The following is a 25,116-nucleotide window of genomic DNA, read 5'->3' as shown; positions in this document are numbered from 1 at the left end:
CGGGCCGGGGCCGTCGCGGGGTCGCGCCCGCGCTCAGAACCAGCTCGAGGTGCGGATCCGCCGCATCGCCTCGCCGCGGGAGTCGCGGTCGAGGCGCGACAGGTAGAGCTTGCCGTCGAGGTGGTCGCACTCGTGCTGGAGCGCCTGCGCCAGGAGCCCCTCCCCGCTGATCTCGACGGGGTCGCCGTTCAGGTCGATGCCCCGCACGGTCGCCCGCGGGTGGCGAGGCACCTCGAACCAGAGATCCGGCACGGAGAGGCACCCCTCGCCGGTGAGCACGGGCTCCCCCTCGAGCGCGACGATCTCGGGGTTGATCACGTAGCCGATCTCGCCGTCGATGTTGAGGCTGAAGACGCGCTGCGTGTGGCCGATCTGCGTGGCCGCGAGCCCGGCGCGGCCCTCCATGTTTACCGTGTCCAGCAGATCCTGCACGAGGGCGCGCACGCCCTCGTCGATCTCTGCGACGGGGGTGCACACGGTGCGGAGGACGGGGTCTCCGAAGACCCGGATTTCACGAATCGCCATGGAACCCGAGCCTAGCGCCTCGCGGCGGCGTCGGTCCGCGGCGAGGCGCCCTCATCACCCTTCGGCAGCCGTGATCTCGGCGATGAGGTCGCCCGATTCCAGACCCCGCGTGCCCGTGAACACGACCCGCTCCAAACGCCCCGCCACGGGCGCGGTGATCGCGGCCTCCATCTTCATCGCCTCGATCGTCGCGACCGGCTGACCCGCCTCCACCCGATCCCCCACGGCGACCTTCACCGTCACCGTGCCCGAGAACGGCGCCGCAACATGCCCCGGAACCGCGCGATCCGCCTTCTCCGACAGCGCCGCCTCGACCCGCACCGACTCGTCCTTCACGAACACCTGCCGCAACTGACCGTTCACCCGCACCATCACCGTGCGTAGCCCCTTGTCGTCGGCCTCCCCGATCGCTTCGAGCGCGACGTACAGGCGCACACCCTTCGCGAGATCGATCGCGTGCTCCTCCCCGACCTGCAGCCCGTACAAGTAGTCCGCGGTCTCCAGCACCGACACGTCGCCGTGCTGCTCGCGCACCTGCGCGAACTGCTGCGCGGGCTGCGGGAAGAGGAGCCGGTTCAACGCGTCGCGCCGCTCCGCGCTCGAGCCCCGCAGCAGCGCCTCGTCGCTCTCGGGCACCGGCGCGACATCGATGTTCACCGACCGGCCGGCCAGCACCTTCGACCGGAACGGCTCCGGCCAACCCCCCGGGATCTCCCCCAGCTCGCCCGCGAGGAACCCCACCACCGAATCCGGGATGTCGTACTTCTCGGGATGCGCCTCGAAATCGGCCGGATCGGCATCGACCGCCGACAGGTGCAGCGCGAGATCGCCCACAACCTTCGACGACGGCGTCACCTTCGGGATGCGACCCAGCATGCGATCGGCCGCCGCGTACAGATCCTCGATCCGCTCGAAGTTCTCCGCGAGCCCCAACGCGATCGCCTGCTGCCGCAGGTTCGACAACTGCCCGCCCGGGATCTCGTGCGTGTACACCCGACCCGTGGGGCTCGGCAGTCCCGACTCGAACGGCCGATACAGCCCGCGCACCGCATCCCAATACGGTTCGAGCGCGAACACCGCCTCCTGCGAGAGGCCCGTATCACGATCCGTGTCCGCCAGCGACGCCACGAGCGCCGACAGCGAGGGCTGCGACGTGGTGCCCGACATCGGCGCCGAAGCCGCGTCGACCGCATCCACCCCCGCAGCACTCGCAGCGAGCAGCGTCGCGAGCTGCCCGCCGGGCGTATCGTGCGTGTGCAGATGCACCGGCAGCTCGAAGCGCTCCCGCAGCGCGGTGACGAGCTTCGCCGCCGCCGCCGGGCGCAGCAGCCCCGCCATGTCCTTGATCGCGAGCACGTGCGCCCCCGCCTCGACGATCTGCTCGGCCAGGCGCAGATAGTAGTCGAGGGTGTACTTGTCCTCGGCCGGGCTCAGCAGATTGCCCGTGAACGACATCGCCACCTCCGCGACCGCCGTCCCCGTCTCGCGCACCGCATCGATCGCGACCCGCATCTGATGCACATCGTTGAGCGCGTCGAAGATGCGGAACACATCCACCCCCGTCGACGCCGCCTCACGCACGAACGCCTGCGCGACCTGCTCCGGATACGGCGTGTACCCCACCGTGTTCTGCCCGCGCAACAGCATCTGGATCGGCACGTTCGGCAGCGCCTCCCGCAACGCCGCGAGCCGCTCCCACGGATCCTCCCCCAAGAAGCGCAGCGCGACATCGTACGTCGCCCCGCCCCACGCCTCCACCGACCACAGCTCCGGCGTCGACCGCGCCACATACGGGGCCACCCGGGCGAGATCCTTCGTGCGCACCCGCGTCGCGAGCAGCGACTGATGCGCGTCGCGGAACGTCGTCTCCGTCACCGCGAGCGCCGTCTGCTCGCGCAACCGCCGCGCATACGCGTCGGGCCCGATCTCCACCAGCAACTGCCGATTGCCCGCGGGAGCCGGGCGCGACAGATCGACAGCGGGCAGCTTCGCCGCCGGATCGATCAACCGCGGCCGAGCACCATGGGGCTGGTTCACCGTCACGTTCGCGACGTGCTGCAGCAGACGCGTCGCGCGATCCTTCGAGGGATTCATCTGCAGCAGCTCCGGCCGCTCGCCGATGAACTGCGTCGACACATCCCCCGACTGGAACTCGGCATCGGCGAGCACCGCCTGCAGGAACGGGATGTTCGTCGCCACGCCCCGGATGCGGAACTCGGCCAGCGCCCGCTGTGCCCGCCGCACCGCATCCTCGAACGTGCGACCGCGACACGTCAGCTTCGCGAGCATCGAATCGAAATGCGGGCTGATCTGCGCACCGACCTCGATCGTGCCCCCGTCCAGACGCACCCCGCCGCCGCCCGGCGACCGGTACGCGGTGATCCGGCCGAGATCGGGCCGGAACCCGTTCGCCGGATCCTCCGTCGTGATCCGGCACTGCAGCGCCGCCCCGCGCAACCGGATGCGATCCTGCGTGAGCTCGAGCTCCTCCAGCGTCGCGCCCGCAGCGATCCGCATCTGCGCCCGCACCAGATCCACATCGGTGACCTCCTCCGTCACCGTGTGCTCGACCTGGATGCGCGGGTTCATCTCGATGAACACGTGCTCCCCGGCACGCTCCCCAGCGGTATCGAGGAGGAACTCGACCGTTCCCGCATTCTCGTACCCGATCGACTCCGCGAACGCGATCGCATCGCGCGTGAGCTCGGCGCGCTTCTCCTCGCTCATATTCGGCGCCGGCGCGATCTCCACGACCTTCTGATGCCGGCGCTGCACTGAGCAATCGCGCTCGAACAGGTGCACCGTCGCACCCGACGCATCCGCCAGCACCTGCACCTCGATATGCCGCGGCCGCAGCACCGCCTGCTCGATGAACATCGTCGCATCCCCGAACGCCGACTCCGCCTCCCGCATCGCCGACTCCAACGCGTCCCGCAGCTCCTCCACACGCTCCACACGCCGCATGCCCCGGCCCCCACCGCCCGCGACCGCCTTCGCGAACACCGGGAACCCGATCTCCTCAGCCCCCGCGATCAACGCATCGATATCCGTCGACGGCGGCGTGGAGCGCAGCACCGGCACACCCGCCCGTATCGCGTGCTCCTTCGCCGCGACCTTGTTGCCCGCCATCTCCAGCGCCTCCCGGCCCGGCCCGATGAACCGGATCCCCGCCGCCTCCGCCGCGGCCGCGAGATCCGGGTTCTCCGACAAGAACCCGTACCCCGGATAAATCGCGTCAGCACCCGACTCGACCGCGACGCGCACGATCTCCGCGACATCCAGATACGCTCGCACCGGATGCCCGACCGAGCCGATCAGATATGCCTCGTCGGCCTTCAAGCGGTGCAGCGAATTGCGATCCTCATACGGGAACACGGCCACGGTCTGCGCCCCCAACTCGTGCGCCGCCCGAAACGCCCGAATCGCGATCTCCCCACGATTCGCCACCAAGATCTTCTGGAACACTCCGCCTCCTTGCTACTGTTCTCGCCGCCGGGTGCTCACACCGTCGAACTGGTTCGATATCAAGATACATGCTCGGCCCGGCGGGCCCGGCTATATGACGCGCGACGCGCGCGGCTGCCGCAGCCGCACCCTCGGTCTCCGTTCGCCCGTGACGAAGTCGGGCGACGCTCGGGTTGAATCCACTAAACTTGCCACGTGCATGTATTGAGTGTGAGTTCCCTCAAGGGCGGCGTCGGCAAGACGACCGTGACGCTCGGCCTCGCCTCGGCCGCCTTCTCGCGCGGTCTGCGGACCCTGGTCGTGGACTTCGACCCGCAGTCCGACGTGTCGACCGGCCTGGCCGTGAACCCCGAAGGCTTCGCCAACGTCGCGAATGTGCTCGAGAGCCCGAAGGAGAAGACCGTGCGCAGCGCGATCGCGCACAGCGGGTGGAACGACTACCACGAGGGCGGTCGGATCGATCTGCTCGTCGGCAGCCCCTCGGCCATCAACTTCGACGGCCCGCACCCCTCGACGCGCGACATCTGGAAGCTCGAGGAGGCGCTGGCGATCGTCGAGTCGGAGTACGACCTCGTGCTCGTCGACTGCGCCCCCTCCCTCAACGCGCTGACGCGCACCGCTTGGGCCGCGAGCGACCGCGTGCTCGTCGTGGCGGAGCCGAGCCTCTTCGCGGTGGCGGCGACCGACCGCGCGCTGCGCGCCATCGAGGAGATCCGACGCGGCGTGAGCCCGCGACTGCAGCCCCTGGGCATCCTGATCAACCGCACGCAGCCCCAGTCGCTCGAGCATCAGTTCCGCATCCGCGAGCTCCGCGAGATGTTCGGCCCGCTCGTGCTGAATCCGCAGCTGCCCGAGCGCACCTCGCTGCAGCAGGCGCAGGGCGCCGCGAAGCCGGTGCACATGTGGCCCGGCGAGGCGTCGCAGGAGATGGCGGCGAATTTCGATCTGGTGCTCGATCGCATTCTGCGGTCCGCGGGCATGGATGCCGCTCGCGCCGGCGCCTCGAACGCTCCCACAGCCACGGTCGTCGAGAACTGATGCGCACGCGCGGCGCGTCGCGCCGTGGCCCTGAGTCGTGCGACGAGCTGCGTCGTGCGGCATCGCACCACTGAGTCTGCCCTGCGCGCCACTGTCCCGCGCGCCGCTGCCCCGCGCGCGCTCGGCGAAGAGCAGCGTGCAGCGCCTCAGGAGATCTTGCGGGACTTCCGTCGGGCGGCGAGCTCGTCGACTGCAGTATCGGCCGACGCCTCCTCGCGATGCTCGTCCATGTCGACGAGCGATGTCTCGACCTCGCGCAGCACCTTCCCCACGGCGATGCCGAACACGCCCTGACCCCGGCTGACGAGGTCGATGACCTCGTCGCTCGACGTGCAGAGGTAGACGCTCGATCCGTCGCTCATCAGCGTGGTCTGCGAGAGGTCGTGCACGCCGGCCTCGTGCAGCTGCGCCACCGCGGTGCGGATCTGCTGGAGCGAGATGCCGGTGTCGAGCAGGCGCTTGACGAGCTTGAGCACGAGGATGTCGCGGAAGCCGTAGAGCCGCTGCGACCCCGACCCCTTGGCGCCGCGCACGGTGGGCTCGACGAGACCCGTGCGCGCCCAGTAGTCGAGCTGGCGGTAGGTGATGCCGGCGGCTCGCGCCGCCGTCGCGCCCTTGAACCCGCCGTCCTGGTTGGGGCGCGGGAGCCCGTCGTCGAAGAGGACATCGGCGTCGACGGAGACGGGCGTGAACGCTGCGGGATCGGCCACGATGCCGGCCTCGGAGAGCGCTTGCGCCGAGGGAATCGCCGCGTCGCCGCCCGGGCGCTGAGTGTGCTCCATCGTGTTCCTTTCACCTCGGCGGGCGCAGAATCGGCCGCCGAACTTCACCAACGTTATCGAGCGCGCAATGCCGATGCAACGACCGCCGGGTCTCAATTCTTGCGTGTCGACCTCAGGTTGAACTTGAAGGTTGAAATCACGCCGAAATCAGGGGCGTCAGGCGCTCCCGATCCGCCGCCGCAACACGCCGGAGCGCACCGTCTCGAGGTGGTCGGCGATCTCCAGCGCACCCTCCGTCGCAGCGGGCGAGGTTGCGCGCACTCCCCGGCTCGACACGGCGTGCGCGATCATCTCGGCGTCGCGCTCCGCCGAGACGCGCAGTGCGCGGAGATGCCGGGGCGTGATCCCCTGCTCCGAGAGCTTCAGCAGCGCCGTGACCTGGGCGACAGCGTCATGCGGAAACACCTCTGCCGCGGGCAGCAGCCCCGCGGCGATCGCCTCGCCCAGGAAGCGCGCGCTAGCGCCCGTGACGCGGCGCAGCTCATCCCCGCTGAGCACGCGCTTCGGCGCGAGAATGCTCGACGCGCTGCGCGATGCCGCGCCGGGGATGATCGGGTCGCGCCCGGCGTCGAGCTCGTCGAGCACCTCGGCGATGACCTTCAGCGGAAGGTAGTGATCCCGCTGCAGGGTGAGGATCAACCGCAGGCGTTCGATGTGCCCTTGCGAGAATTTGCGGTACCCCGACTTCGTGCGCTCGGGCGTCACGAGGCCCTGCTCCTCCAGGAAGCGGAGCTTCGACGGGGTCAGATCGGCGAAGTCGTCTTGCAGGCGCGCCAGCACCTGACCGATGCTGAGGAGTCCGGAGGGATTCTGTCGGGCCTGCGCGGCCGCCACCCTAGTTCTCCTCGGCGAGATCGAATCGCGAGGCGAAGAACGTGAACCGGAACTTGCCGACCTGCACCTCCGCGCCGTCCGCGAGCACGACCGAGCCGTCGATGCGGGTACCGTCGCAGAACGTGCCGTTCAGCGAGCCCAGGTCCGCGACCGAGAATGCGGTGCCGTTGCGGCGGAACTCCGCATGGCGGCGCGAGACCGTGACGTCGTCGAGGAAGATGTCGACGGCGGGGTGGCGCCCGGCCACCGTGACGTCCTGATCGAGCAGGAAGCGCGCGCCCTGGTCGGGGCCGCGGCGCACGACGAGAAGGGCCGCGCCCGAGGGCAGCGCCTCGACGGCCTCGCGCTCGTCGATCGTCAGGTCGGTCGCCCGCGTGCGAATGATCGCGCTCAGATCTTCTCGGAACTGCTGGGTCGATCGCACCTCGGTGCTCTCAGCGCGACGGGCATGACTGTCGCTGCTCATGTCCTCACCCACTTCTCCACTCGGGGCCTCCGCAAGCCGTTCGACTCGGTGCTTCTACGCTATCGCAGGCGAGGGGCGCGGCGCACGTCGATGCCCGCTTTTGTCGGGTTGCGCGGCGCGCCGTCCAGCAATCTCCCGGCTATTCGTGAGATTCGAGAAACGCGTACACCTCGTGCGCATCGACGCCCGGAAACGTCCCCGTCGGCAGCGCCGCGAGCAGGCTCGTCGGCGTCGCCGCCTCCGGCCATGCCGCGGCCTCCCACTTGCGGGTCAGCTCAGCCGAGGCCTGGCGGCAGCACTGATCGTCGGGGCAGAAGGACTGCGACCGGTGCGCCGTCTCGCGACCCCGGAACCACTTCACATCCGAGAAGCGCACGCCGACGCTGACGGAGTACAGCCCCTCCTTCGCCTTCTCGACGCGAGACGTGCACCAGTACGTTCCTCCGGCCGCCATGTCGGTGTACTGGTACCAGGGGTTGAAGCGGTCGGGCTGCCCGAACACCGTCCGGGCGGTCCAGTTGCGGCACACCATGGCGCCCTCGAAGTTGCCGAGCGCGTCGGAGGGGAACCGCACGCCGTCGTTCTCGTACGCCTTGATCAGCGTTCCCGATTCGTGCGCCTTCATGAAGTGCACCTCCAACCCGAGCCGCTCGCTCGCGAGGTTCGTGAACCGGTGCGCCGCCATCTCGTACGAGACGCCGAACGCGTCGCGCAGATCCTCCATCGAGATCTGCCGCTGCTGCTTCGCCTCCGAGAGGAGCGGGACCGCCGCGGCCTCCGGCAGCAGCACCGCCCCGGCCAGATAGTTCGCCTCCACCCGCTGCCGCAGGAACTCGCCGTAGCTGCTGGGCTCCTCGTGCCCGCAGACCACGCTGGCGAGCGCGCGGAGGATCGGCGCGCGGGCGTCTCTCGACGGCACCCCGCCGCTCAAGTACACCCTGCCGTTGCGGCGGTCGATGACCGATCGCGTCGAGTGCGGCATGTCGCCGACGTAGTGCAGGCTGAACCCGAGGCGCTCGGCGATGTTGGCAATGGTCTGCTGGGAGACCGGCCCTCCCGAGTATCCGAGGCTGTCGAGCAGCCCGGTCGCCGCCGTCTCGAGATCGGCGAAGTAGTTGCCCGCGCTGCGCATCTGCGCACGGAGCTCGGTGTTGGCCCGGCGCGCCTCCTCGGGGGTCGCGGCCCGCTCGCGATGCAGCCGTTCGACCTCCTGGTGCAGACCGAGGATGGCCTGCAGCGTCTCGTCGCTCGTCGCCTTCGAGACGCGGATCGGCTGCAGCCCGAGGGACTGGAACACCGAGCCCCGCTGCGCGCGTTCGACGGCGATCTCGAGAGCGGCGCGCTCGGAGGGCGCCTCCGCAGCGAGCAGCTCGTCAACGGTGACTCCGAGGGCGGACGCCAGCGCCCGCAGCATGGGGAGCCGGGGCTCCCGCTTCCCGTTCTCGATGGCCGAGAGCTGCGAGGGGGCCCGATCCACGGCGCGCGCCAGCTGCTCGAGCGTCAGGCCGCGAGAGGTGCGCAGGGCGCGGATGCGTCGGCCCAGGGTCAGCGCGTCGCCGCTGTCAGCCCAATCGCCGTCCGCGAGCTGCACCGATTCGTGTTCGAGGAGCGTCATGCCGTCCATGATCGCAGAGCGGCAAACTTCCGACAAGCGAAAATACTGCGTTTCTTCTTCCCCCGAAACGCCACTCGGGGCCCTGGGCCGCCACTCAAGATGGAACTACACCGCAATCCACGCCTTCGGGCCGAACACAGGAGTCATCGTGACCAACGACGCATCGCAGATCCCCTCCCCCGCCGACCAGCTCGCATGGGACTGGGAGAACGACCCGCGCTGGGAGGGCACCACGCGCGACTACACCGCGAACGATGTCGTGAAGCTCCGCGGAACCGTGCAGGAGGAGCACACGCTTGCGCGCCGCGGCGCCGAGAAGCTCTGGGAGCAGCTCACGACCGAGACGCCGAACGGCGGGTACACCAACGCGCTCGGCGCGCTCACCGGCAACCAGGCCGTGCAGCAGGTCAAGGCCGGTCTGCGCGCGATCTACCTCTCGGGATGGCAGGTCGCCGCCGACGCGAACATCTCCGGCCACACGTACCCCGACCAGTCGCTCTACCCCGCGAACTCGGTGCCGCAGGTCGTGCGCCGCATCAACAACGCGCTGCTGCGCGCCGATCAGATCGAGCACGCCGAGGGCATCAGCACGGTCGAGGACTGGCTCGTGCCGATTGTCGCCGACGCCGAAGCCGGGTTCGGCGGGCCGCTCAACGCGTACGAGCTCATGAAGGCGATGATCGCCGCGGGCGCCTCCGGCGTGCACTGGGAGGATCAGCTCGCTAGCGAGAAGAAGTGCGGCCACCTCGGCGGCAAGGTGCTGATCCCGACCCAGCAGCACGTGCGCACGCTCAACTCGGCCCGCCTCGCGGCCGACGTGGCCGGCGTGCCGAGCGTCATCATCGCGCGCACCGATGCGGAGGCGGCGACCCTGATCACCTCCGATGTCGACGAGCGCGATCGCCCGTTCATCACCGGCGAGCGCACCGCCGAGGGCTTCTACAAGGTGAAGAACGGGCTCGCCCCCTGCATCGCCCGCGCCCGCGCCTACGCGCCGTACTCGGACCTCATCTGGATGGAGACCGGCACCCCCGACCTCGAGCTGGCGCGCCAGTTCGCCGAGGGCGTGAAGTCGGAGTTCCCCGACCAGATGCTCGCCTACAACTGCTCGCCCTCCTTCAACTGGAAGAAGCACCTCGACGACGCGACGATCGCCAAGTTCCAGCGCGAGCTGGGCGCGATGGGGTTCTCGTTCCAGTTCATCACGCTCGCCGGCTTCCACGCCCTCAACTCGTCGATGTTCGACCTCGCTCACGGCTACGCCCGCGACGGGATGTCGGCGTACGTCGAGCTGCAGGAGCGCGAGTTCGCCGATGAGGCGCGCGGCTACACCGCGACCAAGCACCAGCGCGAGGTCGGCACCGGGTACTTCGACGCCATCTCGACGGCGCTGAACCCCGAGGCCTCGACCCTCGCCCTCGTCGGGTCGACCGAGGAGGGCCAGTTCCACTGAGCCCGACCACCGGCTGCGGCGCCGCGACCCGAAACCGCGGTGCCGCAGCCGACCCCCGGCTCGCACCATGCGAGCCCCCGCGCTCATCATCCGAGCTGCCGTGTTACCAGACGCACCAGACGCACCAGACGCACCAGACGCACCAGACGCACCAGACGCACCAGAGGAGCAGATCATGACGACCACCCAGGCGGAGCTGCAGTCGCAGACCGCCACCGCCGAACGCCCCGCCTCCCCCGCAGCCTCCGCGACACCGCACTCGCGCATGGAGGTGCTCGGCCGCCCATTCGACCGCAGCGACGAGATCCTCACCCCGGAGGCGCTCGAATTCCTCACCTCACTGCACGATCGCTTCGCGAGCACGCGGCACGAGCGTCTCGCAGACCGGCAGCGCCGCCGCTACGAGATCGGCAACGGTCGCGACCCCAGGTTCCGCGAGGAGACGCGCTCCATCCGCGAGGATCCGAACTGGCGGGTCGCCGGCGCGGGGCCCGGCCTCGAGGACCGCCGCGTCGAGATCACCGGCCCCACCGATCCGAAGATGACGATCAACGCCATGAACTCGGGCGCCCGCGTGTGGCTCGCCGATCAGGAGGATGCGACGAGCCCGACGTGGCGCAACGTCATCGGCGGCCAGCTCTCGCTGCTCGATGCTATCCGCGGGCGGCTCGCCTACACGAGCGAGGCCGGCAAGGAGTACCGGGTCACCGCTGAGCGCACCCCGACCATCGTGATGCGCCCCCGCGGATGGCACCTCGTCGAGAAGCACCTGCGCTTCACCGATGCGCACGGCCGTGCGGGCGCCGCATCGGGCAGCCTCGTCGATTTCGGACTCTACGCGTTCCACAACGCGCGCGAACTCGTCGCCCGCGGGCGGGGACCGTACTTCTACATCGCGAAGCTCGAATCGAGCGAGGAGGCGAAGCTCTGGGACGACGTGTTCACCTACACGGAGCAGGCGCTCGGCCTCCCGCACGGCACGATCCGCGCGACGGTGCTCATCGAGACCCTTCCCGCGGCCTTCGAGATGGAGGAGATCCTGTACATGATGCGGGATCACATCGCAGGGCTGAACGCCGGCCGCTGGGACTACATCTTCTCGATCATCAAGAACTACCGCGGTCGCGGTGCCCGGTTCGTGCTCCCGGATCGCAGCGAGGTGACGATGACGGTGCCGTTCATGCGCGCATACACCGAGCTGCTAGTCAAGACCTGCCATCGTCGCGGGGCGCACGCGATCGGCGGCATGAGCGCGTTCATCCCGAACCGCCGTGACCCCGAGGTCACGGCGCGCGCCGAGGAGAAGGTGCGCGCCGACAAGCACCGCGAGGCGGGCGATGGATTCGACGGCACCTGGGTGGCTCACCCCGATCTCATCCCGGTCGCGCAGGCGGAGTTCGACGCGGTGCTGGGCGATCGCCCGAACCAGGTGGACCGCCAGCGGGATGACGTGCAGGTGACCGCCGCGCAGCTGCTGAACGTGCACATCGGCCGGGACATCACGGAGGCCGGAGTGCGCGAGAACGTCTCGATCGGGATCCGCTACATCGAGTCCTGGCTGCGCGGGATGGGCGCCGTCGCGATCGACAATCTGATGGAGGACGCGGCGACCGCGGAGATCAGCCGGTCACAGATCTGGCAGTGGATCCACCAGGATCAGTCGACCGCGGAGGGCACCCGCATCACGCGCGAATGGGTCGCCGAGCTCGTGGAGCAGACGGTCGCGGGCTTCGCGCGCACCGAGGGCGACCGATTCGACGACGCCGCCGAGCTGTTCGCGGACGTCGCCCTCGGGGAGGACTTCCCGACGTTCCTCACCGTACCCGCATACAGCCGGTACCTCGTCGACGCGTAGACGACCGTCGACGCCTCAGACGAGAGCGAGCCGGATCCGCGTGATCCGGCTCGCTCTCGTCGTGCTCCCGGTGCACCGGCCCGGAATGCGCTCCCGAGCGCGTGAGGCGTCGACCCGGGCAGTCTCAGGACGACGGCGCTCCCGCCTGGGGCTGCTGCGGGTCGGGGCCATCCGGTGCCGGCTCGGAGCGGCGCTCCGAATCGGGCTCCCCATTCTCCTGCGCCGGCGCACTCGGCCGCGCACTCGACTGCGCACTCGACTGCGCACTCGGCTGCTGGCCTGCGCTCGCCTCCATCCGGTCGATCGCGGGCCCGAGTTCGTCGACGACGAGCGTCGAGGCTTCGAGCTGCCCGGTGCGGTAGGCGGCGCGGCCGACCATGTGCGCCGCCACCGGCGCCGTCAGCGACTGGAACACGAAGACGGGCACGAGGGCGAGCAGCGTCGCCACCGAGCGATCCTCGAGCGCGATGGCGGTGATGACGAGCAGCAGGCCGAAGATCTGCGGCTTCGTGGCGGCGTGCAAACGGCTGAGGGCGTCGGGGAAGCGGAGCAGACCGACCCCCGCGGCCGCCGAGAGCACGGCGGCGAGGAAGACGCAGATCGCGGCGAGCAGATCGAGCACGGCGTCATACATGGCCGGTCTCCTTCGGCTGCTGCAGCGTCGGCTGATCCGCGCGGCGCTTGACGAAGCGCGCCACCACGATCGTCGCGAGGGTCGCCGTCGCCGCGATGACCGTCATGAGCGGAATGGTGTCCGTGTGCCCCCGTGCGACCATGTCGGCGCCCACGGCGAGCATCAGGGTCGTCAGCAGCACATCGGACGCGATCATGCGGTCGAGGATCGTCGGCCCGCGCACGATGCGCACGATGGCGAGCAGCGCGGTGACCGTGAGCCCGATGCCCGCGGCGATGAGCAGTGCCTGCGTCACGATGCTCATGCCAGTGCTCGCATCTCTTGCTTCGACCCCACGGCCCGCAGGAGCAGGCGCTCGATGGTGTAGACGCTGCGACGCATCTGCGTGAGCTCCCGCTGCGTCGGAGTGTTGAGCACATGCAGGTACAGGGTCGATCGGAAGCGATCGATCTCGGCGACCAGTGAACCGGGGATGAGCGAGTTCGTCAGGGCCACCATCGTCATGATGAAGTCCGAGCGGGTGTGCAGCCGCACCGCGATGATGGACGTCGCGGGCGGCGGCCCGGGGCGCACCGCGAGCCATGCGACGCCCCAGGACGCGCGGGCCAGGTGCCAGAAGAAGTAGCCGAGGTACTTGAGCGTCCACCAGACGTTCAGGCGCCCCGCGAGCTCGACCGGAGGCAGGTAGAAGAGGCGCATGACGAACACCGCGATCACGAGTCCGCTGAGCACCGACAGCGGCGACACCTCGTGCCACAGCATCATCCAGAGCACGACGAGCCCGATGACCAGCGGCAGCTCGTGCAGTCGCACGCCGAACTCCCGTCGCCGCGCCTCGCGGGGCGACTCCTCCGCGAGCTCCACCGGTGCATCACTCATCCGGGTCCCCCTCCTCCAGTGTCGTCCGTCCGCTGCCGCCGCCCGGGCTGTCGCCCCCGGAGCCGTCGCCGTCTCCGAGCACCTGCTCGACCACGATCCCGGGTTCCGCGAGGGTCTCGCCCGCGCGCGTCGCGTACGCGTACAGGGGGCCGGCGAACACCGTCAGCGCGATGCTCACGGCGACCATGCCGGTCGTCGCGACGAACATCAGCTTCGGAATCTCCTTCTGCTCGGCCTGCGGCTGCGCGTCGGGCGCGTCCTGCAAGCGCTCGAAGAGCGCCTGCTCGCGCTCGCGCAGCACGAGCGCCTCCGTGGTGGCGGGCTTCGCGTGCTTCGACTCCGCCCCCGCCTGCGCGGGCGTGCGCCAGAACGCGAGCACCCATGCCCGGGCGAGCGCGTACAGGGTCAGCAGCGACACGAGTGCGCCGATGCCGATCAGCCAGTACGCCTCCGGGGTGGCGAGATCCGCCGCCACCGTGAAGAGCCCGAGCTTCCCGATGAAACCCGAGAACGGCGGAATGCCGCCGAGGTTCAGCATCGGGATGAAGAACAGAATCGCGATGAACGGCGCCTTGCGCATCATGCCGCCGAGCCCCGAGAGCGACGTGGTGCCGCCCTGGCGCTCGACGAGGCCGACGGCCAGGAACAGCGTCGTCTGCACGATGATGTGGTGCGCGATGTAGTAGATGGTCGCGGCGAAGCCCGCCGCGTTCGCCATGCCGATGCCGAAGATCATGTAGCCGATGTGGCTGATGAGCGTGAACGAGAGCAGCCGTTTGATGTCGAGCTGCGACACGGCTCCGAGGATGCCGACGATCAGGGTCAGGCCCGCGATGACGAGCAGCAGGCGGTCGACGCTTGAATCCGGGAAGAGTTTCGTCTGCGTGCGGATGATCGCGTAGACGCCCACCTTCGTGAGCAGCCCGGCGAAGACCGCCGTCACCGGCGCCGGCGCCGTCGGGTAGGAGTCGGGCAGCCAGAACGCGAGCGGGAACACGGCGGCCTTGATCCCGAATGCGATGAGCAGGGTCAGATTCAGCAGCAGCTGGATCTCGCTCGGGAGCTCGGCGATCCTGACGGTCAGCTGCGCCATGTTCACCGTGCCCGTGGCGCCGTAGATCAGGCCGATCGCGGCGAGGAACAGCACGGACGATACGAGCGACACGATGACGTAGGTCACGCCCGCTCGGATCCGCTGGGCGGTGCCTCCGAGCGTGATGAGCACGTAGCTCGCGACGAGCAGGATCTCGAACCCGACGTACAGGTTGAACAGGTCGCCCGCGATGAACGCGTTGAAGACGCCCGCGCCGAGCACGAGGTACGTCGGGTAGTAGATCGACACCGGAGTGTCGTCATCTCCGTCGGCGAGGCCCTGCCCGAGGGAGAAGAGGAAGACGCCGAGCAGCACGATGGATGAGACCGTGAGCATGAGCGCCGACACGCGGTCGACGACGAGGGCGATCCCGAAGGGCGCGGCCCACCCGCCCACCTCCATCACGAGGATCCCCGCGGCGTCGACGAGGTACATGAGCACGCCGCTGAGCACGACGACGGCGCTGAGGGCGACCAGCGTGATGCCCTGCTGCAGGCGCCGATGGCCGGGCACCGCGAGCGCGAGCGCGGCTCCGGCGAGCGGGATGAGTACGGCGAGGGGGACGAGTTGGATCACGGCTTCGGCTCCCCCGCGGTCTCGGAGGCGTCGGAGGCTGCGCTGCCGCTCGGCGCGATGTCGGCGCCCGACTCCGGGTAGTCCTCCTCGTCGTACTCGAGCGTCTCCGCGAGATCCTCGTCGGTGACCTCGGTCGCGGCCAGTGCGCGCGTGGTCGCGATCTCGAGATCCGACTCGTCGTCCTGCACGCGGTCGTCGTGGTCGTGCGCGAGCCGCCACGAACGGTAGATCAGCGCGAGCAGGAAGGCGCTGACGCCGAACGTGATCACGATCGCGGTGAGGATGAACGCCTGCGGGAGCGGATCGCTCATCTCCTCCGCCGAGGCGTCCCCGTAGATGGGTGCGGCCCCGAAGCTCCCCGTCATCAGGAAGATGAGGAGGTTCGTCGCGTTCCCGACGAGCAGGAAGCCGAGCAGGAGGCGGGTCAGCGACCGATCGAGCATGAGGTAGACGCCGCACGCGTACAGCACCACCATCACCGCGACCAGAACGAGCGGCATGGTCATCGCGAGTTCACCCCCTCCTCCTCGAAGGAGGCGATGTCCGCCTCCTCGTGCTCATCGATCTCGGCGCCCAGGCTGCGCAGCACATCGAGAATCAGTCCGAACACGACGAGGTACACGCCGACGTCGAAGAGTGTCGACGTCACCAGCGGCAGCGATCCGAAGATGCCGAGGTCGAGGTCCACCCACGCCGACGCGAGGGCCGCCTGTCCGAAGAGCATCGGGATGAACGCCATCGATACCGACAGCGCCAGCCCGATTCCGAGGATGCGCCCGGCGTCGAGCGGCACCGTGGCGCCGAGCTCGTGACGACCGCCGGCGAGATACCGCGCGACGAGGGCGAGGCCCGCCACCAGTCCCCCGGCGAATCCGCCGCCGGGGGTGTTGTGCCCCGTCAGCAGGAGATAGATCGAGAGAATGATGAGACCGTGGAAGATCAGTCGGACGACCACCTCGAGCAGGATGGATCGGCGCGCCGGGTCGAGGTGGCGACCGGCCAGCAGCCAGGTCATGCGCCGCGCGGGATCGTTGGGGTCCGCGACGCGCTGCAGGTGCTCCCGAGCGGCGCGGCGCGCGTCGCGGCGGCTCAGCTTCGGACGGTTGTCGACCCGAGTGCTGAGGAAGACGAGGGAGGCGACGCCGGTCGCTGCCGCGAGGATGACGGAGAGCTCGCCCATCGTGTCCCATCCGCGGATGTCGACGAGCATGACGTTGACCACGTTGCTGCCGTGCCCGCCCGCGTACGCGAGTTCGGGCAGCTGCAGCGAGATGGGCTCTGCGATGCGGGAGCCGAGGGCGATCACCGCCAGCATGCCGAACACGAGGCCGACGCCGAGGCCGATACCCGCCCGCAGCCAGCGCTTGGGGCGCGAAGCGCGGTGCCCGATCCTCTGGGGCAGGCGACGGATCACGAGCACGAAGGCGATCAGGGTCACCGTCTCCACCAGCGCCTGCGTGAGCGCGAGGTCGGGAGCGCCGTGCATCGCGAAGATCGCGGCCATGCCGTAGCCCGTGAGCCCGACGAGCACGACGGATTGGAAGCGCGTGCGGGCGCGCAGCGAGAAGAGCGCCGCGATCACCATGACGATCGCGATGGGCACCTGCACGGGCGACGTCGCGAACGTGTACTCGCTCGGCCATTCGCCCGTAACGAGGATGGTGCCACCGAGGGCCGCGACCAGCACGATGAGGATCACCGCGAGATAGAACGGCAGCGAACCGCGCTGCGTGATCGAGGTGAGCTTGATCGCGATGGAGTCGACGAAGTGCGTCGACACCCAGTAGGCGTGGGAGGCGGACCACCGCTCGGCCGGGGGCGAGAGGCGTCGCGCGGTGCGGCTCAACACCCACGCGAGCAGCGACCCGCTCAGCAGCACCCCGATGGACGCGAGGAGCGCTGGAGTGATCCCGTGCCACAGCGCCAGATGCTCGATCTTCACGCCGGCCGCCTCCCCCGCCACCAACGGAAGCAGCGCGCGGTCGGCCGCCGGCGCGAACAGGCCGAGTGCGAGCGTCGCGAGCGCGAACGCTCCCGGCGCGAGGAGGATCGACCAGCCGGGGGCGTGGTCCACGCGGCACGTCTCGACACCGCGCTTCACTGCGAACGCGCCCCAGAGGAAACGGCCCATGTACGCCACGGTCAGCACGCTTCCGGCCACGGCGACCACGAACGCCGCGAGTGCGAGCGGTCGCTCATGGCCGACTTCCAGCAGCTCCGCGAACGCGGACTCCTTCGCGACGAACCCGAAGAACGGCGGGAAGCCCGCCATGGAGGCGGAGGCCAGTACGGTGATCGTCATGAGGACCGGCATTCTGCGGCCGAGACCGCTGAGCTTGCGCAGGTCACGGGTGCTGGTCGAGTGGTCGATGATGCCGACGGAGAGGAACAGGGGCGCCTTGGCGAGCGCGTGTGCGAACAGCAGCGCGAATCCGGCGAAGCTCGCACGGGGGTCGCCGACGCCAAACACCATGACCAGCAGGCCGAGCTGGCTGACCGTGCCGTGCGCCACGATGAGCTTCAGGTCGAACTGCCGCAGCGCGCGAATGCCGCCGTTGATCATCGTGATGGCGCCGAGCGCCACGAGCGTCTCCCGGTAGCCGACGACGTCGCCGAACGCCGGGGTGATCCGAGCGATGAGGTAGATTCCCGCCTTCACCATCGCAGCGGCGTGGAGGTACGCGCTCACGGGGGTCGGAGCCGCCATCGCCCCGGGCAGCCAGAAGTGGAAGGGGAAGATCGCCGACTTCGACAGTGCCCCTGCCAGGATGAGGAATACGGCGGTGACGCCGACGGCCCCCTCCGGCGGCGCCGCCACGATCTCGGAGAGCAGCGAGCTGCCGCGCTGGTGGGAGAGGAGCACCAGGCCGACGAGCATCGCGAGTCCGCCGAGCGTCGTGACGATGAGCGCCTGCAGTGCGGCAGCCGTGGACGTGCGCAATCGTGTCAGATGCCCGATGAGGAGGAACGAGAAGATCGTCGTTCCCTCCCAGAAGACGAAGAGCATGTAGACGTCGTCTGCGAGCACGAGCCCGAGCATCGAGGTCGCGAATCCCATGAACACGGCGGCGAAGCGCTCGAGCCCCGGCTCCCGCACGTCGAAGTAGCGCGCGCAGTACAGGAGCACCAGTGAGCCCGCACCGGTCACGAGCAGCGCGAAGAGCGCCGACATCTCGTCGAGCCGGAACGTCAGCGTGAGGTCGAGCTCGGGCACCCACGCGAAGGCCTCGACGACGGGCTCGCCGGCGTACACCTGCACGGCGAGCACCGCGAGCACCGCGGTGATGGCGGCGAGAAGCGCCGACGCCATGACGAAGACCCTCCGACCGACCGACCGAGCGAGTGGATGGGTGACGGTAGAGACCGCAGCGAGGATGAGCAGAATACTCATCATCGCTCCCATAGGCGGCCCACTTCCGATTCGGTCGTCGTTTGGCGTGTGCACCCAGTCTACTGGAAAACCGGGTGCGCATTCGCCGAGGCGCCCGACGAAGCCCAGGTCACGCGATCAAACCCGGAATGATCGGGCGAGGGAGCGGTCTGTTCTGCGGGTGTCGGTGGCGTGCGGCAGAATGGTTGCTGTAGACCATGCGTCACAGGCCTGTCGGTCGGTCGACGGGAATTGCGGGGGCAACGCGACGCGGAGAGGAACAGGAGTAGTGCATGGCACGCAGCATCGTCCCCCCACACCACCCGTTCGTGATCGCCCTGTTCGACGAGATCGACCCCGCCGGGTCGACCGTGGTCTACGGCGACGACCCCGAGCTCTGGGCGTGGCTCACACACCCCGTCATCTTCGCTGCGGGGCGGGAGTTCGCCGAGCTCGCGATCCCGGGAACCCGTGCGCGCGCCCACGTCACGATCTGGGCGCCCGAGAACGACAAAGCGCAGCACCTCACAAGAATGCCCGGCACACGAGCTCCGCACCCGTCACTGATCGAGCTCGATCTCGGCCCCGCCCAGTCGCTCGCGTTCCGGGCATCCTACGCCCGCCTCGTGCGGGCCATCCCGCAGGGGCGCGTGTTCGAGGGCGCGTGGTGAGAAACGGGTGCTACCCGCGGCGCCGATCGGAGCTCGATAACGCCTGGGCACCCATCTCGAGCGTGACCAGCGAGAACAGATCCGATAACGGCACCTCGAGCGCGCCCGCGATCCGCGCGAGCACGTCCAGAGTGGGATTGCGGCGGCCGCTCTCGATCCCGCTCACATACGTGCGATCCAGACCGGCATGCAACGCGAAGGCCTCTTGCGAGCTCCACCCGCGAGCGACGCGCAACTCGCGAAGACGGGTACCGAAAGCTTTGCGATGCGCTGGAATCTCCACTCGACCACCCTGCCCCGAATGCGGACGATGAGTCCACCGACGATCAGTCACAACAAGTGCGGGGATACCCGCACGCACAAAAAAATTGAGGCCCGTGCCCGAGCGATCACCATCATGGTGACCACCCCAGCACGAGCCTCAGAAAAGGTGTCCGGCGGTGTCCTACTCTCCCACAAGGTCCCCCTTGCAGTACCATCGGCGCAGTCAGTCTTAGCTTCCGGGTTCGGAATGTGACCGGGCGTTTCCCTGACGCTATAGCCGCCGTAACTCTATTCACATATGACCACACCCACCCCAAGGGTGGCTGCGTGGCCGTACGTCTAGAACCACAAAGTGGACGCGAAACAATCGTTACAAACACACATCATGCCCCACCACAAAAGGGTGGGAAGAAATCAAGTCATCGGCTTATTAGTACCAGTCAGCTCCACACATTACTGCGCTTCCACATCTGGCCTATCAACCCAGTAATCTACTGGGAGCCTCACACACACAAGGTGTACGGAGATCTCATCTCGAGGCCGGCTTCCCGCTTAGATGCTTTCAGCGGTTATCCATCCCGAACGTAGCCAACCAGCCATGCCCTTGGCAGAACAACTGGCACACCAGAGGTCCGTCCAACCCGGTCCTCTCGTACTAGGGTCAGATCCTCTCAAATCTCCAACGCGCGCAGAGGATAGGGACCGAACTGTCTCACGACGTTCTAAACCCAGCTCGCGTACCGCTTTAATGGGCGAACAGCCCAACCCTTGGGACCAACTCCAGCCCCAGGATGCGACGAGCCGACATCGAGGTGCCAAACCATGCCGTCGATATGGACTCTTGGGCAAGATCAGCCTGTTATCCCCGAGGTACCTTTTATCCGTTGAGCGACAGCGCTTCCACAAGCCACTGCCGGATCACTAGTCCCGACTTTCGTCCCTGCTCGACCTGTCAGTCTCACAGTCAAGCTCCCTTGTGCACTTACACTCGCCACCTGATTGCCAACCAGGTTGAGGGAACCTTTGGGCGCCTCCGTTACTTTTTGGGAGGCAACCGCCCCAGTTAAACTACCCACCAGGCACTGTCCCAGAACCCGATCAGGGTCCGTAGTTAGATATCCAATATGACCAGAGTGGTATTTCAACAACGACTCCACCCAAACTAGCGTCTGAGCTTCACAGTCTCCCACCTATCCTACACAAGCCACACCGAACACCAATACCAAGCTGTAGTAAAGGTCACGGGGTCTTTCCGTCCTTCTGCGCGTAACGAGCATCTTTACTCGTACTGCAATTTCGCCGAGTTCACGGTGGAGACAGCTGGGAAGTCGTTACGCCATTCGTGCAGGTCGGAACTTACCCGACAAGGAATTTCGCTACCTTAGGATGGTTATAGTTACCACCGCCGTTTACTGGGGCTTAAATTCAAAGCTTCGACCCGAAAGTCTAACCTCTCCTCTTAACCTTCCAGCACCGGGCAGGCGTCAGTCCGTATACATCCACTTGCGTGTTAGCACGGACCTGTGTTTTTAGTAAACAGTCGCTTCCCACTGGTCTCTGCGGCCACCACACCCTTTCCGGAGTAAATCCGTATAAGTGGATGGCCCCCCTTCTCCCGAAGTTACGGGGGCATTTTGCCGAGTTCCTTCACCATGATTATCTCGATCTCCTGAGTATTCTCTACCTGACCACCTGAGTCGGTTTGGGGTACGGGCAACAGCAAACCTCACGTCGATGCTTTTCTTGGCAGCATAGGATCACCTGCTTCCCCTAACGGGTCCGCATCATGTCTCACCCAAAGCCGAAAACTATTCATAATCGACGGGCTACACATTTACACCGGGACAACCATCGCCCGGCACAGGCTACCTTCCTGCGTCACACCTCACGCTCACCACCCCAGTTCGGGTTCGCAACCGCCACCCGCACATCACCCGAAGGATCCGTAACAGGCTTTGGATAGCTGAGCACTACTGGTTAGGTCTTTGACGGTTTACCGCCGGTACGGGAATATCAACCCGTTGTCCATCGACTACGCCTGTCGGCCTCGCCTTAGGTCCCGACTTACCCAGGGAAGATTAGCTTGACCCTGGAACCCTTGGTCTTCCGGAGGACGGGTTTCTCACCCGTCTTTCGCTACTCATGCCTGCATTCTCACTCGTGTAGCATCCACGACTGGTTCACACCGCCGCTTCACTCGCCACACGACGCTCTCCTACCCATCCATACGGCTGGACCACGAAGGCCTACCTGTTATATGAATGCCACAACTTCGGTGGCGTGCTTGAGCCCCGTTACATTGTCGGCGCGGAATCACTTGACCAGTGAGCTATTACGCACTCTTTCAAGGGTGGCTGCTTCTAAGCCAACCTCCTGGTTGTCACAGCAACTCCACATCCTTTTCCACTTAGCACGCGCTTTGGGACCTTAGTTGGTGATCTGGGTTGTTTCCCTCTCGACTATGAAGCTTATCCCCCACAGTCTCACTGCTGCGCTCTCACTTACCGGCATTCGGAGTTTAGCTGACGTCAGTAACCTTGTAGGGCCCATCGGCCATCCAGTAGCTCTACCTCCGGCAAGAAACACGCAACGCTGCACCTAAATGCATTTCGGAGAGAACCAGCTATCACGAAGTTTGATTGGCCTTTCACCCCTATCCACAGCTCATCCCCTCAGTTTTCAACCTAAGTGGGTTCGGTCCTCCACGACGTCTTACCGTCGCTTCAACCTGGCCATGGATAGATCACTTCGCTTCGGGTCTAGGACATGCGACTGAACCGCCCTATTCAGACTCGCTTTCGCTACGGCTACCCCACACGGGTTAACCTCGCCACATATCGCTAACTCGCAGGCTCATTCTTCAAAAGGCACGCCGTCACAGATACAAAGCCTGCTCCGACGGATTGTAAGCAAACGGTTTCAGGTACTATTTCACTCCCCTCCCGGGGTACTTTTCACCTTTCCCTCACGGTACTAGTCCGCTATCGGTCATCTGGAAGTATTTAGGCTTATCAGGTGGTCCTGACAGATTCACACGGGATTTCTCGGGCCCCGTGCTACTTGGGATACACACCACGCGGTAAAACCATTTCGGATACGGGACTCTCACCCACTCCGGTCGCCCATTCCAAGGCGTTCTCCTATAGCTTCACTCTCACGCTCGAAGGAAAGCAGCCCTTCACGGCACGTCCCACAACCCCGACCATGCAACCCCTGCTCGGTATCACACATGACCGGTTTAGCCTGATCCGGTTTCGCTCGCCACTACTCCCGGAATCACTATTGTTTTCTCTTCCTGTGGGTACTGAGATGTTTCACTTCCCCACGTTCCCTCTACCCGCCCTATATATTCAGGCGGGAGTCACCAGGTACGCACGCGCCCTGGCGGGGTTTCCCCATTCGGAAATCCTCGAATCACAGCCCGTTTATCGGCTCCCCGAGGCTTATCGCAGATTACTACGTCCTTCTTCGGCTCCAGATGCCAAGGCATCCACCGTTTGCTCTTAGAAACTTGAAATCACATACATATGTTTGAAACACACACACCCCCCCGCAAACGGGACGGCATGTGCGACCAATGAAATTATTAGTATCAGCAGCACCACACCACACACACCCCCACACCCCAAAAGAGTGATCCGGTATCCATGATCTGACACTGCAAGATGCTCGCGTCCACTGTGTAGTTCTCAACGTACGGTCGATCCCACCCCCGAAGACAACACGTCCTCCGACAGCGGGTCAGGAACCAGTCCACCAAACCCAAAGGCTCAGCCGGCTGGTCTCCCAGGACCCAATAGTATGCACCCACAAGCACAGCCCGAACATTCCACCTGTTCCAACCATCCCCTCACGGAAACGGCGTACTCCAGCAAAACACCCAAACCGCACTCTTGTCATATGTTCCACCCATGAGCGACTCGCACAGAACATTCGCCTGTGAACGAGCCAATCTGCGGCACATAGTGCCGAGTGCTCCTTAGAAAGGAGGTGATCCAGCCGCACCTTCCGGTACGGCTACCTTGTTACGACTTAGTCCTAATCACCAGTCCCACCTTCGACAGCTCCCTCCACAAGGGTTAGGCCACCGGCTTCGGGTGTTACCGACTTTCATGACTTGACGGGCGGTGTGTACAAGGCCCGGGAACGTATTCACCGCAGCGTTGCTGATCTGCGATTACTAGCGACTCCGACTTCATGGGGTCGAGTTGCAGACCCCAATCCGAACTGAGACCGACTTTTTGGGATTCGCTCCACCTCACGGTATCGCAACCCTTTGTATCGGCCATTGTAGCATGCGTGAAGCCCAAGACATAAGGGGCATGATGATTTGACGTCATCCCCACCTTCCTCCGTGTTGACCACGGCAGTATCCCATGAGTTCCCACCATAACGTGCTGGCAACATAGGACGAGGGTTGCGCTCGTTGCCGGACTTAACCGAACATCTCACGACACGAGCTGACGACAACCATGCACCACCTGTTTACGAGTGTCCAAAGAGTCCTGTATCTCTACAGTGTTCTCGTATATGTCAAGCCTTGGTAAGGTTCTTCGCGTTGCATCGAATTAATCCGCATGCTCCGCCGCTTGTGCGGGCCCCCGTCAATTCCTTTGAGTTTTAGCCTTGCGGCCGTACTCCCCAGGCGGGGAACTTAATGCGTTAGCTACGACACAGAACCCGTGGAACAGGCCCTACATCTAGTTCCCAACGTTTACGGCATGGACTACCAGGGTATCTAATCCTGTTCGCTCCCCATGCTTTCGCTCCTCAGCGTCAGTTACGGCCCAGAGATCTGCCTTCGCCATCGGTGTTCCTCCTGATATCTGCGCATTCCACCGCTACACCAGGAATTCCAATCTCCCCTACCGCACTCTAGCTTGCCCGTACCCACTGCAGGCCAGAGGTTGAGCCTCTGGTTTTCACAGCAGACGCGACAAGCCGCCTACGAGCTCTTTACGCCCAATAATTCCGGACAACGCTTGCACCCTACGTATTACCGCGGCTGCTGGCACGTAGTTAGCCGGTGCTTTTTCTGCAGGTACCGTCACTTTCGCTTCTTCCCTACTAAAAGAGGTTTACAACCCGAAGGCCGTCATCCCTCACGCGGCGTTGCTGCATCAGGCTTGCGCCCATTGTGCAATATTCCCCACTGCTGCCTCCCGTAGGAGTCTGGGCCGTGTCTCAGTCCCAGTGTGGCCGGTCACCCTCTCAGGCCGGCTACCCGTCGTCGCCATGGTGAGCCATTACCTCACCATCTAGCTGATAGGCCGCGAGTCCATCCCGAACCGAAATTCTTTCCACCTACACACCATGCGGTGATAGGACATATCCAGTATTAGACGCCGTTTCCAGCGCTTATCCCAGAGTTCGGGGCAGGTTACTCACGTGTTACTCACCCGTTCGCCACTCATCCACCCCCAGCAAGCTGGGAGCTTCAGCGTTCGACTTGCATGTGTTAAGCACGCCGCCAGCGTTCGTCCTGAGCCAGGATCAAACTCTCCGTAAAAAACGATTGCCCCCCGCGCTCGGGAAAAACGAGCCACCGGGAAGCGAGTTCAATCTGGCAACAGAACCATCAAAACTGACGATTCTT

The 25,116-nt window shown here is 66.1% G+C and carries 17 protein-coding genes and 3 rRNA genes; 4 read left to right on the top strand and 16 right to left on the bottom strand.

Going from position 1 to position 25,116, the window contains the following annotated elements:
* Positions 1-33: 33 nt before the first annotated feature.
* Both def and BLT44_RS09315 read right to left on the bottom strand, forming a co-directional pair.
* Complete coding sequence (def, locus tag BLT44_RS09320) at positions 34-525, bottom strand: peptide deformylase (RefSeq protein ID WP_010157379.1); 492 nt, start codon at positions 523-525, stop codon at positions 34-36.
* 54 nt (positions 526-579) lie between these two features.
* On the bottom strand, positions 580-3,990 hold the full coding sequence (locus BLT44_RS09315) for a pyruvate carboxylase (protein ID WP_010157380.1): 3,411 nt from the start codon (positions 3,988-3,990) through the stop codon (positions 580-582).
* A gap of 195 nt (positions 3,991-4,185) precedes the next feature.
* On the opposite strand from BLT44_RS09315, the gene BLT44_RS09310 reads away from it, so the two are divergent.
* Entirely contained in the window at positions 4,186-5,028 is an 843-nt protein-coding gene (locus BLT44_RS09310; RefSeq protein ID WP_029608353.1) for a ParA family protein, read from the top strand.
* A gap of 146 nt (positions 5,029-5,174) precedes the next feature.
* On the opposite strand, the gene BLT44_RS09305 is transcribed toward BLT44_RS09310, so the two are convergent.
* The 4 genes from BLT44_RS09305 to BLT44_RS09290 all read right to left on the bottom strand — a co-directional run bounded on the left by BLT44_RS09305 (position 5,175) and on the right by BLT44_RS09290 (position 8,725).
* Complete coding sequence (locus BLT44_RS09305) at positions 5,175-5,810, bottom strand: MerR family transcriptional regulator (protein WP_010157382.1); 636 nt, start codon at positions 5,808-5,810, stop codon at positions 5,175-5,177.
* 156 nt (positions 5,811-5,966) lie between these two features.
* Positions 5,967-6,644, bottom strand: a complete 678-nt coding sequence (ftsR, locus tag BLT44_RS09300) for a transcriptional regulator FtsR (protein ID WP_010157383.1) — start codon at positions 6,642-6,644, stop codon at positions 5,967-5,969.
* Position 6,645: 1 nt separating this feature from the next.
* Complete coding sequence (locus BLT44_RS09295; RefSeq protein ID WP_010157384.1) at positions 6,646-7,110, bottom strand: FHA domain-containing protein; 465 nt, start codon at positions 7,108-7,110, stop codon at positions 6,646-6,648.
* A gap of 139 nt (positions 7,111-7,249) precedes the next feature.
* Positions 7,250-8,725: a helix-turn-helix transcriptional regulator gene (locus BLT44_RS09290; protein ID WP_029608354.1), complete on the bottom strand. Its 1,476-nt coding sequence runs from the start codon at positions 8,723-8,725 to the stop codon at positions 7,250-7,252.
* A gap of 148 nt (positions 8,726-8,873) precedes the next feature.
* Between BLT44_RS09290 and aceA the strand changes: the two genes are divergently transcribed.
* Both aceA and aceB read left to right on the top strand, forming a co-directional pair.
* Entirely contained in the window at positions 8,874-10,178 is a 1,305-nt protein-coding gene (gene aceA / locus BLT44_RS09285) for an isocitrate lyase (RefSeq protein WP_010157386.1), read from the top strand.
* 175 nt (positions 10,179-10,353) lie between these two features.
* Positions 10,354-12,033, top strand: a complete 1,680-nt coding sequence (gene aceB / locus BLT44_RS09280; protein WP_010157387.1) for a malate synthase A — start codon at positions 10,354-10,356, stop codon at positions 12,031-12,033.
* Between the two features lie 124 nt (positions 12,034-12,157).
* Here the strand turns inward: aceB and mnhG are convergent, their stop codons facing one another.
* The 6 genes from mnhG to BLT44_RS09250 are packed head-to-tail and all read right to left on the bottom strand — an operon-like array spanning position 12,158 to position 18,618.
* Positions 12,158-12,667: a monovalent cation/H(+) antiporter subunit G gene (gene mnhG, locus BLT44_RS09275; RefSeq protein ID WP_010157388.1), complete on the bottom strand. Its 510-nt coding sequence runs from the start codon at positions 12,665-12,667 to the stop codon at positions 12,158-12,160.
* Entirely contained in the window at positions 12,660-12,971 is a 312-nt protein-coding gene (locus BLT44_RS09270) for an MrpF/PhaF family protein (RefSeq protein WP_010157389.1), read from the bottom strand. The genes mnhG and BLT44_RS09270 overlap by 8 nt, the downstream gene beginning before the upstream one ends.
* A complete protein-coding gene (locus tag BLT44_RS09265) occupies positions 12,968-13,546 on the bottom strand; it encodes a Na+/H+ antiporter subunit E (protein ID WP_050803134.1) in 579 nt (192 codons plus the stop codon). Before BLT44_RS09265 ends, BLT44_RS09270 begins: the two co-directional genes overlap by 4 nt.
* Complete coding sequence (locus BLT44_RS09260) at positions 13,539-15,215, bottom strand: Na+/H+ antiporter subunit D (RefSeq protein ID WP_010157391.1); 1,677 nt, start codon at positions 15,213-15,215, stop codon at positions 13,539-13,541. The genes BLT44_RS09265 and BLT44_RS09260 overlap by 8 nt, the downstream gene beginning before the upstream one ends.
* Complete coding sequence (locus BLT44_RS09255) at positions 15,212-15,721, bottom strand: Na(+)/H(+) antiporter subunit C (RefSeq protein ID WP_010157392.1); 510 nt, start codon at positions 15,719-15,721, stop codon at positions 15,212-15,214. Before BLT44_RS09255 ends, BLT44_RS09260 begins: the two co-directional genes overlap by 4 nt.
* Positions 15,718-18,618 carry a Na+/H+ antiporter subunit A gene (locus BLT44_RS09250; RefSeq protein WP_029608356.1) on the bottom strand — a complete coding sequence of 967 codons (2,901 nt, stop codon included), beginning with the start codon at positions 18,616-18,618 and terminating at the stop codon, positions 15,718-15,720. Before BLT44_RS09250 ends, BLT44_RS09255 begins: the two co-directional genes overlap by 4 nt.
* A 260-nt stretch (positions 18,619-18,878) precedes the next feature.
* On the opposite strand from BLT44_RS09250, the gene BLT44_RS09245 reads away from it, so the two are divergent.
* Positions 18,879-19,256: a hypothetical protein gene (locus BLT44_RS09245; RefSeq protein ID WP_074689931.1), complete on the top strand. Its 378-nt coding sequence runs from the start codon at positions 18,879-18,881 to the stop codon at positions 19,254-19,256.
* A 10-nt stretch (positions 19,257-19,266) separates the two neighbouring features.
* Here the strand turns inward: BLT44_RS09245 and BLT44_RS09240 are convergent, their stop codons facing one another.
* The 4 genes from BLT44_RS09240 to BLT44_RS09225 all read right to left on the bottom strand — a co-directional run bounded on the left by BLT44_RS09240 (position 19,267) and on the right by BLT44_RS09225 (position 25,029).
* Complete coding sequence (locus BLT44_RS09240) at positions 19,267-19,539, bottom strand: helix-turn-helix domain-containing protein (protein ID WP_074689929.1); 273 nt, start codon at positions 19,537-19,539, stop codon at positions 19,267-19,269.
* A 149-nt stretch (positions 19,540-19,688) separates the two neighbouring features.
* Positions 19,689-19,805, bottom strand: a 5S ribosomal RNA gene (rrf, locus tag BLT44_RS09235).
* Between the two features lie 125 nt (positions 19,806-19,930).
* Positions 19,931-23,037, bottom strand: a 23S ribosomal RNA gene (locus BLT44_RS09230).
* Positions 23,038-23,503: 466 nt separating this feature from the next.
* Positions 23,504-25,029, bottom strand: a 16S ribosomal RNA gene (locus BLT44_RS09225).
* Together the 16S, 23S and 5S rRNA genes form the textbook arrangement of a ribosomal RNA operon.
* Between the last annotated feature and the right edge of the window lie 87 nt (positions 25,030-25,116).

The sequence above is a fragment of the Leucobacter chromiiresistens genome (genome assembly GCF_900102345.1).
In the GTDB taxonomy this organism is placed as follows: Bacteria; Actinomycetota; Actinomycetes; order Actinomycetales; family Microbacteriaceae; genus Leucobacter; species Leucobacter chromiiresistens.
The sequence above is the reverse complement of the archived record's forward strand: the minus strand, read 5'-3'. Positions and strand labels throughout refer to the sequence as shown.

Coding starts and splice junctions, on each gene's coding strand:
- BLT44_RS09270 (WP_010157389.1), bottom strand. CDS start 12,971: ATGAGCATCGTGACGCAGGCACTGCTCATCGCCGCGGGCATCGGGCTC.
- BLT44_RS09305 (WP_010157382.1), bottom strand. CDS start 5,810: ATGGAGCACACTCAGCGCCCGGGCGGCGACGCGGCGATTCCCTCGGCG.
- def (WP_010157379.1), bottom strand. CDS start 525: ATGGCGATTCGTGAAATCCGGGTCTTCGGAGACCCCGTCCTCCGCACC.
- aceB (WP_010157387.1), top strand. CDS start 10,354: ATGACGACCACCCAGGCGGAGCTGCAGTCGCAGACCGCCACCGCCGAA.
- BLT44_RS09265 (WP_050803134.1), bottom strand. CDS start 13,546: ATGAGTGATGCACCGGTGGAGCTCGCGGAGGAGTCGCCCCGCGAGGCG.
- BLT44_RS09255 (WP_010157392.1), bottom strand. CDS start 15,721: ATGACCATGCCGCTCGTTCTGGTCGCGGTGATGGTGGTGCTGTACGCG.
- BLT44_RS09295 (WP_010157384.1), bottom strand. CDS start 7,110: ATGAGCAGCGACAGTCATGCCCGTCGCGCTGAGAGCACCGAGGTGCGA.
- mnhG (WP_010157388.1), bottom strand. CDS start 12,667: ATGTATGACGCCGTGCTCGATCTGCTCGCCGCGATCTGCGTCTTCCTC.
- BLT44_RS09245 (WP_074689931.1), top strand. CDS start 18,879: ATGGCACGCAGCATCGTCCCCCCACACCACCCGTTCGTGATCGCCCTG.
- BLT44_RS09250 (WP_029608356.1), bottom strand. CDS start 18,618: ATGGGAGCGATGATGAGTATTCTGCTCATCCTCGCTGCGGTCTCTACC.
- BLT44_RS09290 (WP_029608354.1), bottom strand. CDS start 8,725: ATGACGCTCCTCGAACACGAATCGGTGCAGCTCGCGGACGGCGATTGG.